The sequence below is a fragment of the Oricola thermophila genome (assembly GCF_013358405.1).
In the GTDB taxonomy this organism is placed as follows: Bacteria; Pseudomonadota; Alphaproteobacteria; order Rhizobiales; family Rhizobiaceae; genus Oricola; species Oricola thermophila.
The window spans coordinates 275913-290087 of record NZ_CP054836.1; the positions used below are offsets into that span (position 1 = coordinate 275913).

General features: G+C 63.6%; 14 protein-coding genes and 1 other RNA gene. All 15 read left to right on the top strand.

What is annotated here, in order from left to right; all coding sequences use genetic code 11:
- The first annotated feature begins 88 nt into the window (after window positions 1–88).
- The 15 genes from murA to HTY61_RS01315 all read left to right on the top strand — a co-directional run bounded on the left by murA (window position 89) and on the right by HTY61_RS01315 (window position 14131).
- Complete coding sequence (gene murA / locus HTY61_RS01255) at window positions 89–1378, top strand: UDP-N-acetylglucosamine 1-carboxyvinyltransferase (RefSeq protein WP_175275085.1); 1290 nt, start codon at window positions 89–91, stop codon at window positions 1376–1378.
- Between the two features lie 117 nt (window positions 1379–1495).
- The gene (locus tag HTY61_RS19415; protein WP_246272888.1) at window positions 1496–1939 is read left to right on the top strand and encodes a DUF2948 family protein; all 444 of its coding nucleotides are present in this window, start codon (window positions 1496–1498) and stop codon (window positions 1937–1939) included.
- A gap of 19 nt (window positions 1940–1958) precedes the next feature.
- Window positions 1959–3257, top strand: coding sequence for a histidinol dehydrogenase (gene hisD, locus HTY61_RS01260; RefSeq protein ID WP_246272889.1), 1299 nt, complete (start codon window positions 1959–1961; stop codon window positions 3255–3257).
- A 15-nt stretch (window positions 3258–3272) separates the two neighbouring features.
- The gene (locus HTY61_RS01265; protein ID WP_175275087.1) at window positions 3273–3764 is read left to right on the top strand and encodes a UPF0262 family protein; all 492 of its coding nucleotides are present in this window, start codon (window positions 3273–3275) and stop codon (window positions 3762–3764) included.
- A 127-nt stretch (window positions 3765–3891) separates the two neighbouring features.
- Window positions 3892–4110 carry a translation initiation factor IF-1 gene (infA, locus tag HTY61_RS01270; protein WP_175275088.1) on the top strand — a complete coding sequence of 73 codons (219 nt, stop codon included), beginning with the start codon at window positions 3892–3894 and terminating at the stop codon, window positions 4108–4110.
- A 63-nt stretch (window positions 4111–4173) separates the two neighbouring features.
- Window positions 4174–4797, top strand: a complete 624-nt coding sequence (locus tag HTY61_RS01275; protein WP_175275089.1) for a Maf-like protein — start codon at window positions 4174–4176, stop codon at window positions 4795–4797.
- A 7-nt stretch (window positions 4798–4804) separates the two neighbouring features.
- Window positions 4805–4987 (top strand): DNA gyrase inhibitor YacG, encoded by a 183-nt coding sequence (yacG, locus tag HTY61_RS01280; protein ID WP_175275090.1) that lies wholly within the window; start codon window positions 4805–4807, stop codon window positions 4985–4987.
- A 240-nt stretch (window positions 4988–5227) separates the two neighbouring features.
- Entirely contained in the window at window positions 5228–6808 is a 1581-nt protein-coding gene (locus HTY61_RS01285; protein WP_175275091.1) for a putative bifunctional diguanylate cyclase/phosphodiesterase, read from the top strand.
- Window positions 6809–6865: 57 nt separating this feature from the next.
- Window positions 6866–7278, top strand: an RNA gene (gene rnpB / locus HTY61_RS01290) — RNase P RNA component class A.
- 419 nt (window positions 7279–7697) lie between these two features.
- Window positions 7698–8138, top strand: a complete 441-nt coding sequence (gene mraZ, locus HTY61_RS19420) for a division/cell wall cluster transcriptional repressor MraZ (RefSeq protein WP_246272986.1) — start codon at window positions 7698–7700, stop codon at window positions 8136–8138.
- On the top strand, window positions 8135–9136 hold the full coding sequence (gene rsmH / locus HTY61_RS01295; protein ID WP_343045203.1) for a 16S rRNA (cytosine(1402)-N(4))-methyltransferase RsmH: 1002 nt from the start codon (window positions 8135–8137) through the stop codon (window positions 9134–9136). The genes mraZ and rsmH overlap by 4 nt, the downstream gene beginning before the upstream one ends.
- Window positions 9133–9504 carry a cell division protein FtsL gene (gene ftsL, locus HTY61_RS01300; protein ID WP_175275093.1) on the top strand — a complete coding sequence of 124 codons (372 nt, stop codon included), beginning with the start codon at window positions 9133–9135 and terminating at the stop codon, window positions 9502–9504. Before rsmH ends, ftsL begins: the two co-directional genes overlap by 4 nt.
- A 1-nt stretch (window position 9505) precedes the next feature.
- Window positions 9506–11182, top strand: coding sequence for a peptidoglycan D,D-transpeptidase FtsI family protein (locus tag HTY61_RS01305; protein ID WP_175275094.1), 1677 nt, complete (start codon window positions 9506–9508; stop codon window positions 11180–11182).
- A 46-nt stretch (window positions 11183–11228) separates the two neighbouring features.
- Entirely contained in the window at window positions 11229–12686 is a 1458-nt protein-coding gene (locus HTY61_RS01310) for a UDP-N-acetylmuramoyl-L-alanyl-D-glutamate--2,6-diaminopimelate ligase (RefSeq protein WP_175275095.1), read from the top strand.
- A gap of 53 nt (window positions 12687–12739) precedes the next feature.
- Complete coding sequence (locus HTY61_RS01315; RefSeq protein WP_175278365.1) at window positions 12740–14131, top strand: UDP-N-acetylmuramoylalanyl-D-glutamyl-2,6-diaminopimelate--D-alanyl-D-alanine ligase; 1392 nt, start codon at window positions 12740–12742, stop codon at window positions 14129–14131.
- The last annotated feature ends 44 nt before the right edge of the window (window positions 14132–14175 follow it).

Genomic DNA, 14175 nt, shown 5'->3' on the forward strand with positions numbered 1-14175 from the left:
TGCGGTAAACGCGCGAATTCACGAACAATGGCCGCAGAGGCGCGGGTCTCGCGGTCTCGGGCCGCCCGAGGGGTTGGGAACAGCATATATGGACCAGATCAAGATCAAGGGCGGCAACGCGCTCAACGGCATCATTCCGATCTCCGGCGCGAAAAATGCCAGCCTGCCGCTGATGATCGCCAGCCTGCTCACCGATGATACGCTGACGCTGGAGAACGTGCCGCATCTGGCCGACGTGGAATCCCTCATCCGTATCCTGTCCAACCATGGCGTCGACTACTCTGTGACCGGCCGGCGGCAATCGGAGGACTCGAACTACGCGCGCACGGTGCATTTCACCGCGCGCAACATCGTAGACATCACCGCTCCCTACGAACTCGTTTCGAAGATGCGGGCCAGCTTCTGGGTGATCGGACCGCTGCTTGCCCGCATGGGCGAGGCGCGGGTGTCGCTGCCGGGAGGATGCGCCATCGGCACGCGGCCCGTCGACCTGTTCATCAGTTCCCTGGAAGCGCTCGGTGCCGAGATCGAGATCGAGAACGGATATGTACATGCCACGGCCAAGAACGGACTGGTCGGCGCGCACTACAGGTTTCCCAAGGTCTCGGTAGGCGCGACGCATGTCGCGCTGATGGCCGCCGTCCTGGCGAAGGGCGACACGATCCTGGAAAACACGGCACGCGAACCGGAAGTCGTCAATCTTGCCGAGTGCCTCAACGCGATGGGCGCCAAGATTGAGGGCGCGGGAACCGACGAAATCCGCATTGCCGGCGTTACCTCCCTTTCCGGTGCGCGCCATCGCGTAATCCCGGACCGCATCGAGACAGGCACATATGCCATGGCGGTCGGCATGACCGGCGGCGACGTGCTGCTGAAGGGCGCGCGGGCGGACCTGCTGGAAAGCGCCCTTGACGTCTTGCGTGAAGCGGGTATCGACATCACCGAAGTCGATGACGGCATCCGCGTCTATCGCAACGGAAACGGCCTGATGCCGGTGGATGTGCGAACTGCCCCCTATCCCGGTTTCCCGACGGACCTGCAGGCACAGCTCATGGGTCTGATGACCATGGCGAACGGCACCTCGCAGATCACCGAAACGATCTTCGAAAACCGTTTCATGCATGTGCAGGAACTGGCGCGCCTTGGCGCGGATATCTCGCTGTCCGGCCAGACCGCCACCGTTCGCGGCGTACCCAAACTGAAGGGCGCGCCTGTCATGGCAACCGACCTTCGTGCATCGGTGTCACTGGTGATCGCCGGCCTTGCGGCCGAGGGGGAGACGACCGTCAACCGTGTCTACCACCTCGACCGCGGCTTCGAGCGGCTCGAAGCGAAACTGCAAGCCTGTGGCGCGGAGATCGGACGATATTCGGACTGAGAGCCCGTATAGGGCATTCGGCAGCCGCGGTCCGGTTGCGTCGCAGCATGGAAAGCCGTATCAGCACAGCAGCGGGCAGGCGAGTGTTCGCCCGCGGCTAACTAGGTATCGGGGACGATGGATCGGCTCAAACTGATGGCGCTTGATGCGGATGACCTCGCCGTGATCTCGGCGCAGGTCCAGGATGCCGTGACCAAGCCGGAAGCTGCAGACTACAGGCCGCGCGAGAAGCGTTTCACAATGGTGATTAACCGCTTCGCCTGGGATGCGGCGGAAGGTGCGCGACGTTCCCGCAAGGGGTTCGAGCGGCGGCAGGCTGTCCTTTCTTTCGCGCGTGTGATGAAGGTCCGCAGCACGGGCATTCGCCGCGACGGCGACGGCCAGGTTCTCTCGTTGCTTGCCATACGATTTGCCGAAACCGATGCGCCGGCGGGCACGATCGAACTGGTATTCGCCGACGGGCCGCTTATTCACCTGGACGTGGAATGCATCGAAGCGCAACTGGAAGACCTGGGCGGAGCCTGGGAAACGCGCTTCAAGCCGCGCCATCCCGTCAACTGATCCGGGCGGAGACACGACATTGCCGCAATTCCTGAACGCCAGTGCCGACGAATTCGAGGCCCGCTTCAGCGCATTTCTCGGTACCAAGCGCGAGGTGTCCGCCGATGTCGATGCGACCGTACGCGCAATCCTGGCGGATGTGCGCGGACGCGGTGATGCTGCCGTTGCCGAGTACACGAAGAGATTCGACCGGCTGGATCTCTCTCAAACGCCGATGCGGGTGTCTGCCGACGAGATCGAGCGCGCGTTCGAGGCCGCCGACCCATCCATCGTCGAGGCGCTCAGGCTGGCGCGCGACCGCATTCGTTCCCACCACGAGCGCCAGATGCCGGCGGACGACCTCTATACCGATGCCGCGGGCGTCACGCTGGGATCGCGCTGGACGGCCGTGGAGGCCGTCGGCCTCTACGTGCCCGGCGGGCTCGCCTCCTATCCCAGCTCGGTGCTGATGAACGCGTTGCCGGCGATCGTTGCCGGGGTGGAGCGCATCGTCATGGTGGTGCCGGCCCAGGAAGGCGTTCTCAATCCGCTCGTGCTGGTGGCGGCGCGGCTGGCCGGCGTGACGGAAGTCTACCGGATCGGCGGGGCGCAGGCGATCGCCGCGCTGGCCTATGGGACGCAGACGATACGGCCGGTTGCCAAGATCGTCGGGCCGGGCAATGCCTATGTGGCGGCCGCGAAGCGGCAGGTGTTCGGCACCGTCGGCATCGACATGATTGCCGGTCCTTCGGAAGTGCTGGTGATGGCCGACGGCAAGAACGATCCCGACTGGATTGCCGCCGACCTGCTGGCGCAGGCGGAGCACGATACCGCGGCGCAATCGATCCTGATCACCGACGACGCGGCCTTCGGGCAGCGCGTGGCCGAGGCGGTCGACACGCAGCTGAAGACGCTGCCGCGCGCCGAGACCGCGTCGGCGAGCTGGCGCGACTACGGCGCGATCATCGAGGTGCCGGCAATCGACGGCGAGCTCGCCGTTTCCATTGCCAACCGGATCGCCGCCGAACACCTTGAGCTGGCCTGCGAAAACGCGGAGGCGCTATCGAAGCGGATTCGCAACGCGGGTGCGATCTTCATCGGCCGTTACACGCCGGAAGTGATCGGCGACTATGTCGGCGGGTCCAACCATGTCCTGCCGACGGCGCGCTCGGCGCGGTTTTCATCGGGATTGTCGGTGCTGGATTTCGTCAAGAGGACCTCGCTTCTGCAACTGGGGCCGGAGCAGTTGCGCGCCCTGGGGCCGGCTGCGATCGCCATAGCGGAAGCGGAAGGGCTCGATGCGCATGCCAAATCGGTTTCCATCCGGCTCAATCTCTGAGGTTGGGGACCGGAGATGGCAAGCGAGGAGACATTCGGACCCGATGCGCGACTGGTCGACGTCGTTCTCGACGAGACGATCGGCCGGTCCACGCCCGATGTCGAGCACGAGCGCGCCGTCGCGATCTTCGACCTGCTGGAGGAAAACAGGTTCAAGGTGGTCGGCGACGGGAAGGGCGGTCCCTACAAGCTGACGCTTTCGATCGTGGAAGGCCGACTGGTCTTCGACGTGACGCGCGAGGATGGCGAAAAGGTCGCCACGCACATTCTCGCCCTCGGCCCCTTCAGGCGGATCATCAAGGACTACTACATGATCTGCGACAGCTATTACGAGGCGATCAAGATGTCGACGCCGGGGCAGATCGAGACGATCGACATGGCGCGGCGCGGCGTTCACAATGACGGCTCGCGGACACTCATGGAACGTCTCGAAGGCAAGCTGGCGATGGATTTCGACACGGCGCGGCGGCTGTTCACGCTGGTTTGCGTGCTGCACTGGCGCGGCTAGGGGCGGATCCGCGGGGTTCAAATCCGATTACACTATTGTCGGTTTCGGTCCGACAGGTTAAGAGATGGCCGAACAACAGGCTGCAACTGTCAGGCAGCCTTTTTGCATTGGACAGAAAAGAGACCGGATGGCGAAAGAAGAAGTACTTGAGTTTCCCGGCGTGGTGACGGAATTGCTGCCGAATGCCACCTTCCGGGTGAAGCTTGAAAACGATCACGAAATCATAGCCCATACTGCCGGCAAGATGCGCAAGAACCGCATCCGCGTGCTGGCGGGCGACAAGGTGCTTGTCGAGATGACGCCCTACGACCTGACCAAGGGCCGCATCACCTACCGATTCAAATAGTCCCCTTCGAGGGCGGGGCGCTCGCGGCCGACAGACCGCGAATGCGTCGAACAGGGTCTCTTCATGAGCGCGCTTCAGAAACTTGTGCTGGCATCCGGATCGCCGAGGCGCGTGGAACTGCTGGCACAGGCCGGAATCGAGCCGGACAGGCTGATGCCCGCCAATATCGACGAGACTCCGCACAAATCGGAACATCCGCGCTCCCTGGCGCGGCGGCTGAGCCGCGAGAAGGCCGAGAAATCCTGGGCGGATCTGCGCGAGCAGGGCGATACCGACGACACCTATGTGCTTGCTGCCGACACGGTTGTTGCCGTGGGGCGGCAGATCATGCCGAAAGCCGAGCTGCTCGACGAGGCATCGCAGTGCCTGCGCATGCTGTCGGGGCGCAACCACAAGGTGTTTTCCGGCGTCTGCCTGATCACGCCGAAGGGCAAGGTGCGCCAGAAGATCTGCGAGACGAGGGTGCGTTTCAAGCGGATCACGACGGAGGAGATGGAAAGCTATCTCGCCTCGGGTGAATGGCGGGGCAAGGCCGGGGGGTATGCCATCCAGGGACTGGCCGGCACCTTCGTGGTGCGGCTTGTCGGATCCTATTCCAATGTCGTCGGGCTGCCTCTCTACGAGACCGTCTCGCTGTTGACCGGCGAGGGATTCAAGGTCCATTTCAACTGGCTGCGGGGCGTTTGAGCCGGCGATGGGTGCGAAAGTGGAACCGCTTAGGCCGAAGCTCAAGTGCCCGGAATGCGGCAAGGAGAGCAAGCGCGAGTTCTTTCCGTTCTGCTGCCAGCGCTGCAAGGACATCGATCTCAACCGGTGGCTGTCCGGCGCCTATGCGATACCGGTGACCGAAGCCGAGGAAAACCTCGACGAGGAGTGAGCCGCTCCCCGGATGGCATATTCAGGCGTGCCGGTTCACGGCGATCGTGCGAAAAGTGCCGTAAACGCGGATTTCTTGCGCGCGATTTAAGGAAGTTTTCGTCATTCCCTGCAAGATTGCCGGCGCATGAACACCGGATGACATGACGTTGCCGGCCCGTGCACCTTTTGGCTCTCGATGCCATGATCGGTGTCGATATCCAGCACCCCCCTCCCACCACATAACCACGAGAGTTTCCCGGTGTTCGCATATCGTCAGATATCCCGACCGCATGGTTTCGAGAAAGTTCCCGGTTACCTGGAGACCTTCCGCAAGGAGCGTCGTCTTCTCGCCGCGCTTACCCTGATCCCCGCACTCGTCTTCCTGTTCTTCGCCGCGATCACCTCCGGGGCGATTGGGGCGTGGCCGTGGCCCGAGCTGACATCATCGTTCGCACTGGCGATGACCGTCGCCTCCGTCATCACCGGCTACGAAATCCGCCGTTCGATGACGAACAAGCTGAACACGCTTTACGGCAGCCATTCGGACACCAGCCGCCTGAACCGCATCGATCCGCTTACCGGCGTGCTGTCCCGCGGCTTCTTCCTTCAGGCTTTCGAGGATGCGCTGGAAAGGCACTCCGAGCACGGCTCCGTCGCGCTGATCCTCATCGATGTGGACCATTTCAAGCAGATCAATGACAGCTTCGGCCACCCGGCCGGCGACGCGGTGCTGGAGTTCTTCGCTCAATCGGCTGCCCGGACATTCCATAACGCGACCGTCGGCCGCATCGGCGGGGACGAGTTCGCGGTGTTCCTGGCCCACGAAGAGGAAATATCCGAAGGCTATATCGAACAGGCCTGCGAGGCATTTCTCGCCGTGCTGCACGAAGGCATTCAACTCAACAATCGTCGCCAGCCGTTGTCTGCATCCATTGGCGTGGCCATGGCGCCGCGCGACGACACCAACCTGCGGGTCCTGCAGTCCTATGCCGACATGGCGCTCTACCAGACGAAGCGCAACGGCCGGTCCGGATGGTCGTTCTTCCGCAAGGACATTCTCGGAGACATGCGCCGGGAACGCTTCATCGAACGCGAGTTGCGCGCGGCCATCCTGCTCAAGCAACTGGCGGTCGCCTACCAGCCGATCGTCACCGAGGGCGGCAAGCTGCACTCGCTGGAGGCGCTTGTGCGCTGGGAACATCCGGTGCGCGGCATCATCAGTCCGGCGGATTTCATACCGATCGCCGAAAAGTCCAGTCTGATACACGAACTGGGACTCTACGTGCTCGAGCAGGTCTGCCGCGACATGGCGGAGTTGCCGGAGGTGGCAATCAATGTCAACGTCTCGGCAAGGCAGTTGCGGCTGGCCGAGTTCAAGGACGACTACCTCTCCGTACTCGAGGCGCAACGCGTTGACCCGGAGCGGATCGTGATCGAGATCACGGAAAGTTCGCAGATCGAGGCCACCGACAGGTTCGTGCAGCGTATCGCGGACCTGCGTGCTGCCGGGTTCCGGATCGCGCTCGACGACTTCGGCCTGGGCTTCAGCGAATTCGACCAGTTGCGGCGGTTGCCGTTCGACATCATCAAGATCGACAAGTCATTCATTCAGAACATCGGGTTCGATCGCGTTACGGACGTCTTCGTCAGCGCTGTCGTCCAGATCGCGGATCATCTCGACCGGAGCGTCGTGGCAGAAGGCATCGAATCGGAAATCGACGGTACACGCGCTGCGGTTGCGGGCTGCCGCCTGTTCCAAGGCTATCACTACAAGGCGCCGGCCAGCGTCGCCGAAGTGGCGGCGAAATACGGATCGGCAAAGCGGAGCAAGGTCGCCTAGTCCGCACAACACCATATTGTTTGCATCGAGACGCCCGACCGACTACATGCACATCCACCAGCCGGCCGGGCGGCCGCGCCTGTCACATGCCGAAAGGCGGCGGGCGAGGAAAGTCCGGGCTCCACGGAGACACGGTGCCGGATAACGTCCGGCGGGGGCGACCCCAGGGAAAGTGCCACAGAAAGCAAACCGCCCCGCCTGCCTTTTTCGCCGTAAACGGGCGCAAACACAGGCGGGGCAAGGGTGAAAGGGTGGGGTAAGAGCCCACCGCATGGCTGGCAACAGACATGGCATGGCAAACCCCACCGGGAGCAAGACCGAATAGGGACGGCACAGGGCTTCGGCCCGGTTCAGTTTCCGGAATGCCGTCCGGGTAGGTTGCTAGAGGCGGGCAGCAATGCCCGTCCCAGATGAATGGCCGCCACGGCGGCAACGCCGTACAGAACCCGGCTTACAGGCCGGCTGGTAATCTTTTTTCCGACATGGCGGATCGCCGGGCCGGACCCGGAACGCGCGGGCCTGGCGCGGCAATTCAACGCTTCCTTAAGGTTAACACCTCATAAATACGGGAATGTGCCGGCATTCGCGCAGGGTCGACATGACGGATTGTGCAAGTTGTTCCCATTGATTCCCATGGTGTCCCATGATATCCCATAATGCGAATAGGAGCGGCAGGCGGACTGTCCTCTTTCATCAGAGTTTGCACGGTGCTCGCTGGGGACGGGCGGGAGAGTGCGGCGCGTCCTGTGACGCGCCGTTTGCGCTCTATACGGCGCTGCTCGACGGGCGGCGCGAGGCAAAGCCGCCCTGTGCGGCACGGTGATCGGAAAGTCTTCGACGATGGCTTCGCTACAGGCCTTCAGGGGGACGGGAACGGCGAGTGTTGGGTGTGGACCGGTTTCTGTCGAATGCGGTGAACAGGATCGATGCCAAGGGACGGGTCTCCGTGCCGGCCCTGTTTCGTGCCGTGTTGCAGAAAAGGGGCCTCGGCGAGCTCTATGCCCTGCAGGCAATCGACACGGCCGCGATCGACGCGGGAGGCATGGATCTCCTGGAGCGCTACGAGGCGCGACTGGCGCAGGACGATCCGTTCCTGCGCTCATCCGACGACATGTCCTTCTTCTGTCACGGGGATGGCGCCTTCCTGAAACTGGACAAGGATGGTCGCATCACGGTGACGGACTTTATCCGCGAACATACCGGCATAACGGACGAGGTCGCCTTCGTCGGCCGGGGTCACTTCTTCCAGATGTGGCAGCCGGAACGGTTCAGGGCATATCGCGAGGAGGTGCGTGCCCGCCTGCGCGCGGCTCGCGAGGCGTCGGCGTGAACGGTGAAACGCGTCATATCCCGGTAATGCTGGACGAGGTCGTCACCGCCCTTGCGGCCGGTCCGGACGATCATGTTGTCGACGGCACTTTCGGCGCGGGCGGTTACAGCCGGGCGCTGCTGGAGAATGGCGCGCGTGTGACGGGCTTCGACCGCGATCCGGATGCGATACGGGACGCGGCGCCGATGCTTGCCCGCTATGGCGGCCGGCTCGACCTGATCGAAGCCCCGTTCTCGGCAATGGGCGAGCATTTCCAGGCGGCAAGCGTCGACGGTGTCGTCCTCGACATCGGCGTTTCCTCGATGCAGATAGACCAGCCCGAGCGCGGATTCTCGTTCCAGAAGGACGGTCCGCTTGACATGCGCATGGCCAAGTCGGGGCTGTCCGCCGCCGACGTGGTCAACTCCTTTCCCGTTTCCGACCTGACGAGGATCATCGGCATTCTTGGCGAGGAGCGCAACGCGGGCCGCGTTGCGCGCGCCATCGAGAACGAGCGGAAGGCAGGCCGGATCGAGACGACCGGACATCTCGCCCGGATCGTGGAAAAGGCGGTCGGGCGTGGCCCGAAGGACAAGATCCATCCCGCGACGCGGACCTTTCAGGGCTTGCGCATCTTCGTCAATGACGAGCTCGGCGAACTCGGCCGGGCGCTGTTCGCAGCAGAAGCGATGCTGAAACCGGGCGGACGGCTGGTCGTCGTGACGTTCCACTCGCTTGAAGACCGTATCGTCAAGCGCTTTTTCCAGGACAGGACCGGGGGCTCAGGCGGCTCGCGTCACATGCCCGAGGTGAGCGAAAAGCCGGCCACTTTCCGCATCGAAGGCAAGGCCATGGTCAAGGCGTCGACCGCGGAGGCGGAGCGCAATCCGCGCGCAAGGTCCGCGAAGCTGCGCGCCGGCATTCGTACGAATGTACCCGCGCGCGCGTCCGAGATGGATCTGTTCGGCCTGCCCGACCTGCCGTGGCCGAAGGCCGTATTCGGGAGACGCCAGCAATGATGCGCATCGTCAACGCCATCCTCGTAGTCCTCATGCTCGCAGCCGCGACCTGGACCTACAGCGTCAAGCACGAGGCCGAGCGCAATCTTGCCGAGATACGCAATCTCGAGAGCCGCATCGCGTTCGAGAAGGACACGATCGATCTGCTGGAAGCCGACTGGGCCTATCTGAGCCAGCCGGCGCGATTGCAGAAACTCTCCGATCTCTACGCGGAAGAGCTTCAGCTGCGTCCCACGGAACCGCAGCAGATCGTTCGCCCGGTCGAGCTGCCGGCTCCGCCGGCCGTGCCTTCCGGCGACGGAATAGCCGAAATCATCGCGGGCGAGATGGCCGATCCCATGATGACCGGCAGCGTGGAGGGCAACTGACATGGCCCTGACGATGGGCAATTCGCACTTCACCGTATCCAACGTCGCGGCGCAGGTAAGGTCGCGCACCGTCATCGCGATTCTCTGCTTCGTCGCCGTGTATGCGGCAATCGGGGCCCGGCTCGTGCAATACGGCATGACCGAAGTCGAGACCGCGAGCCACTATGCGGCGTCCGACCGCAGCCTCGCCTCCAGGCCCGATATCATCGACCGCAACGGCAATGTGCTGGCAACCGACATCCATGTCGCCTCGCTGTACGGCGAACCGAGGCGGATCGTCGATGTGGACGAGGCTGTGGAGGCATTGTCCTCGGTGCTGCCCGATGTGGATTACAGGGAATGGCATCGCAAGCTGTCCTCCGGCGCGGGGTTCGTATGGCTGCGTCGCGAACTGACCCCGCGCCAGCAAGCGGACGTGCTGGCGCTCGGCATACCGGGGATCGGTTTCCGGACGGAAAAGAGCCGGTTCTACCCGGGCGGTCCGCTCGCATCGCACATCCTCGGCCTCGTCAATATCGACAATGCCGGGATCGCCGGCCTGGAGAAATACATCGACGACCAGGGGCTCGGTACATTGCAGGACCTCGGTCTCGACGTTCATGCTGAACTCGAGCCCGTGCAGCTCTCGATCGATGCCCGGGTGCAGCATGTCGTCCATGACGTCCTCAGCGATGGCATGGAGCGCTATGACGCGATCGCGGCCGGCGGTGTCGTGCTCAACGCGAAGACCGGCGAGATCGTCGCGATGGTTTCCCTGCCGGACTACGACCCGAACAACCCGTACAATGCGCTCGACAAGGACCGGCTGAACCGCATGTCGGCAGGCGTGTTCGAAATGGGGTCGACATTCAAAGCATTCACGACCGCGATGGCGCTCGACAGCGGCAAGGTGACGCTGCAGGACAGTTTCGATGCCTCGAAGCCGATCCGGATCGGCGGGTTCACGATCGATGACTTCCACGGCAAGCGCCGCGTGCTGTCGGTGCCGGAAATCTTCATCTACTCATCGAACATCGGTTCGGCGCGCGAGGCCGATGCGGTCGGCATCGACGGCCATCGGGAATTCCTGCATCGGCTCGGACTGCTCGACCGGATGAAATTCGAACTGCCGGAAGTGGCGACGCCGACGGAACCCCGGGAGTGGAAAAAGCTCCATTCGATCACGATCTCCTTCGGCCATGGCGTCGCGACCACGCCGCTGCAGACGGCGGTGGCGGCGGCGGCGCTAATGAATGGCGGCAAGCTGATCCCGCCGACGCTTCTTCCGCGCTCCAAATCCGAAGCAGAAGCGATTGCCAAGACCGTGCTCAAGCCATCGACCAGCGAGGCGATGCGCTACCTGTTCCGGCTCAATGCGGAGAAGGGGTCTGGCAGGCGTGCGGATGTCGAGGGCTACAATGTCGGCGGCAAGACCGGTACGGCGGAAAAGGTTGTGAACGGACGCTATTCCAGCGACAAGCGGTTCAACGCCTTCCTGGCCGCGTTCCCGATGGACGATCCGGAATATGTCGTTCTCACCATTATCGACGAACCGAAGCCGGAAGAAGGTCAGCATAGCGCGACAGCGGGATTGAATGCTGCTCCGATGGTCAACCGCATCATCCGTCGCGCCGCGCCGCTGCTCGGCCTGACCCCGGAATTCGGTTCCGGCGAAGATGCCTTGCTCGTGTCGTATTGACGGTTAAACAGGCACAGGAACAGGAATCACGGACACCGGACCCGAAATGCGCTTGCAGGACATCGACGGACAATCATTGGCGGAGGCCGCGAAACAGGTAGGCGCGGTGGAGTTTGGCGGCGTTACCGCCGATTCGAGGAAGGTCGAGCCGGGCGACCTTTTCGTCGCTCTGTCGGGAAGCAAGGCGGACGGGGCGTCCTTCGCCAAGGCCGCCGCCGATGCCGGGGCGGTCGCCGTCTTGTGTGCCGCGGACGCAGATGTAGGCTCGTTGCCGGTACCGGTCGCCCGTGTCGCCGATCCGCGCCACGCGCTCGCGCTGATCGCCTCGAAACTGTACGTGCCGCAACCGGACACGGTCGTTGCCGTGACCGGCACGGCCGGCAAGACATCGGTCGCATCATTCACCCGCCAGATCTACGCGGCGGCCGGGCTGGAGGCGGCAAGCGTCGGCACGACCGGGGTCATTTCGCCGAAACTCACCATCGAGGGATCGCTGACGACGCCGGACCCGGTGCGCCTGCACAAGGTGCTGCGCGATCTCGCCAGGGCCGGCACGACGCATGTGGCCATGGAAGCCTCCAGTCACGGACTCGACCAGCGCCGTCTGGACGGGGTGAAGCTGGCCGCCGGGGCATTCACCAATCTCGGACGCGATCACATGGACTACCACCCGACGGTGGAGGACTACCTCGCCGCCAAGCTGCGGCTTTTCGACAGCCTGCTGGAGAAGGGGCAGCCCGCGGTAATATTCGCCGATGATGCCTATTCGCGGCAGGCCGAGGAAGCCGCGGCAAGGGCGGGACTCGATGTGCTGACGGTCGGCCGGAAGGGAACCTTCATCACGTTGAAGCGGGTCGAGCACGAGCGCTATCGCCAGGAGATCGAGCTTTCGCACGGCGGCAAGACCTATCTCGTCAAGCTGCCGCTCGCGGGCGATTTCCAGGTGGCCAACGCGCTGGTTTCGGCAGCTCTTGCCATTTCGACAGGGGTTGAACCCGATACCGCCATCCAGGCCCTCGAAGGGCTGGAAGGCGCGCCCGGGCGGCTCGACCTCGTGGCGCACACGCCCGGCGGGGCGCTGGTCTATGTCGACTATGCGCACAAGCCCGAGGCGCTCGAACAGGTTCTCCTTTCGGTCAGGCCGTTCACCACTGGTGATGTTGTTGTGGTGTTCGGAGCCGGCGGCGACCGCGACCCGGGCAAGCGCCCGATCATGGGCGAGATCGCCAGCCGCCTTGCCGACAGGGTCTATGTCACCGACGACAATCCGCGTTCGGAAGATCCCGCAGCGATCCGCGCGCAGATCATGGGCGCGGCGCCCGGCGCAACAGAGATCGGAGACCGGCGGGAGGCGATCCGCACGGCTATCGCATCCCTGAAGAAGGGCGACACGCTTATCATTGCCGGCAAGGGGCATGAAACCGGGCAGACCGCGAACGGCGTGACGGTTCACTTCTCCGACCACGAGGAAGCCCGCGCGGCGATCGGCGAGGCGGCGGCGTGAGCGGGGAGCCGGCGATCGAGAAGGCCGTCGAGCCGCTGTGGACCGGCCAGGACATGGTTGACGCCATGGGCGCGCGGCCCGTGCGCGAACTTCCCGGTGCCGTGACCGGCATTTCCATCGACAGTCGTACCCTTCAGCCGGGCGACGCCTTCTTTGCGATCAAGGGCGACAAGTTCGACGGGCACGACTTCGCAACGGCTGCCGCCGCGGCGGGCGCTTCCGTGCTCGTGGTGTCGGAAGGAAAACTGCCCGCCCTCGGGCGCGTGCACATGCCGATGATGGTGGTTTCCGATGTGCTTGATGCGTTGTGCCGCCTCGCGGCGGCCGCGCGTGCGCGCTCCAAGGCGAAGATCATCGCGGTCACGGGCTCGGCAGGCAAGACCACGACCAAGGAAGCGCTGCGCCACGCCCTAGAACCTTCGGGAAAGGTGCACGCCTCGGCCGCGTCGTTCAACAATCACTGGGGCGTGCCGCTTACATTGGCCCGCATGCCGGCCGATACGCGGTTCGGAATTTTCGAGATCGGCATGAACCATCCCGGCGAGATCACGCCGCTGGTCAAGCTGGTACGACCGCACGTCGCCATCGTGACGCTGATTGCCGCTGCCCATCTGGGCCATTTCAAGGATCTGAACGAAATCGCCCAAGCGAAGGCGGAAATCTTTTCCGGCATCGAGCCTGGTGGCTATGCGCTGATCAACCGCGACGATGCGAAATTCAACCTGCTCAACAGGCTCGCCAAGGCGGCCGGCGTCGAGAAGATTTTCGGTTTCGGCGCCCACGACAAGGCCAAGGTGCGGCTGCAGAATGCCAAGTATCTTGACGATTGCTCGACCATCACCGCGAAGGTGCTCGACGAGGAGGTGGCCGCGAAGATCGGCGTTCCGGGCAGGCACATGGTGCAGAATGTGCTGGCAGTGCTCGGCGCTGCAAAGCTGGTCGGTGCCGACATGACCACGGTATGCCACGCGCTGGCGACGCTGAAGCCGGAAAAGGGCCGGGGGCAGCGCCATCGGCTGAAGGCCGGCAAGGGGAAATTCATTCTGATCGACGAGAGCTACAACGCCAACCCGGCATCCATGGAAGCGGCTCTGGAACTGCTTGCCTCCACGCCGGTAGAGGGGCGCGGGCGCCGCATCGCCGTGCTCGGCGACATGCTGGAACTCGGCAGGCACTCCCGCGAATTGCACGAAAGCCTCGTCGGTCCCGTCATGGCTGCGGGGATCGACAGGCTTTATCTCGCTGGCACCGAGATGAAGGCGTTGGCGGACAAGGTTCCCAATGACATCTATTGCGAGTACGAGGAAGCGACCGACGACCTGGTCGGCTCCTTGCTGTCGACGCCGCAGGCGGGCGATGTGTTCGTGATAAAATCTTCCAACGGAATCGGTTTCTCCCGTGTCGTGGAGGCATTTCTGAAAAAGTATCCGCGTGCGGACGGGTAACGGGAAACTGCGCAGGACCGGCGCCTGCCGGAGAGGGATTTGAG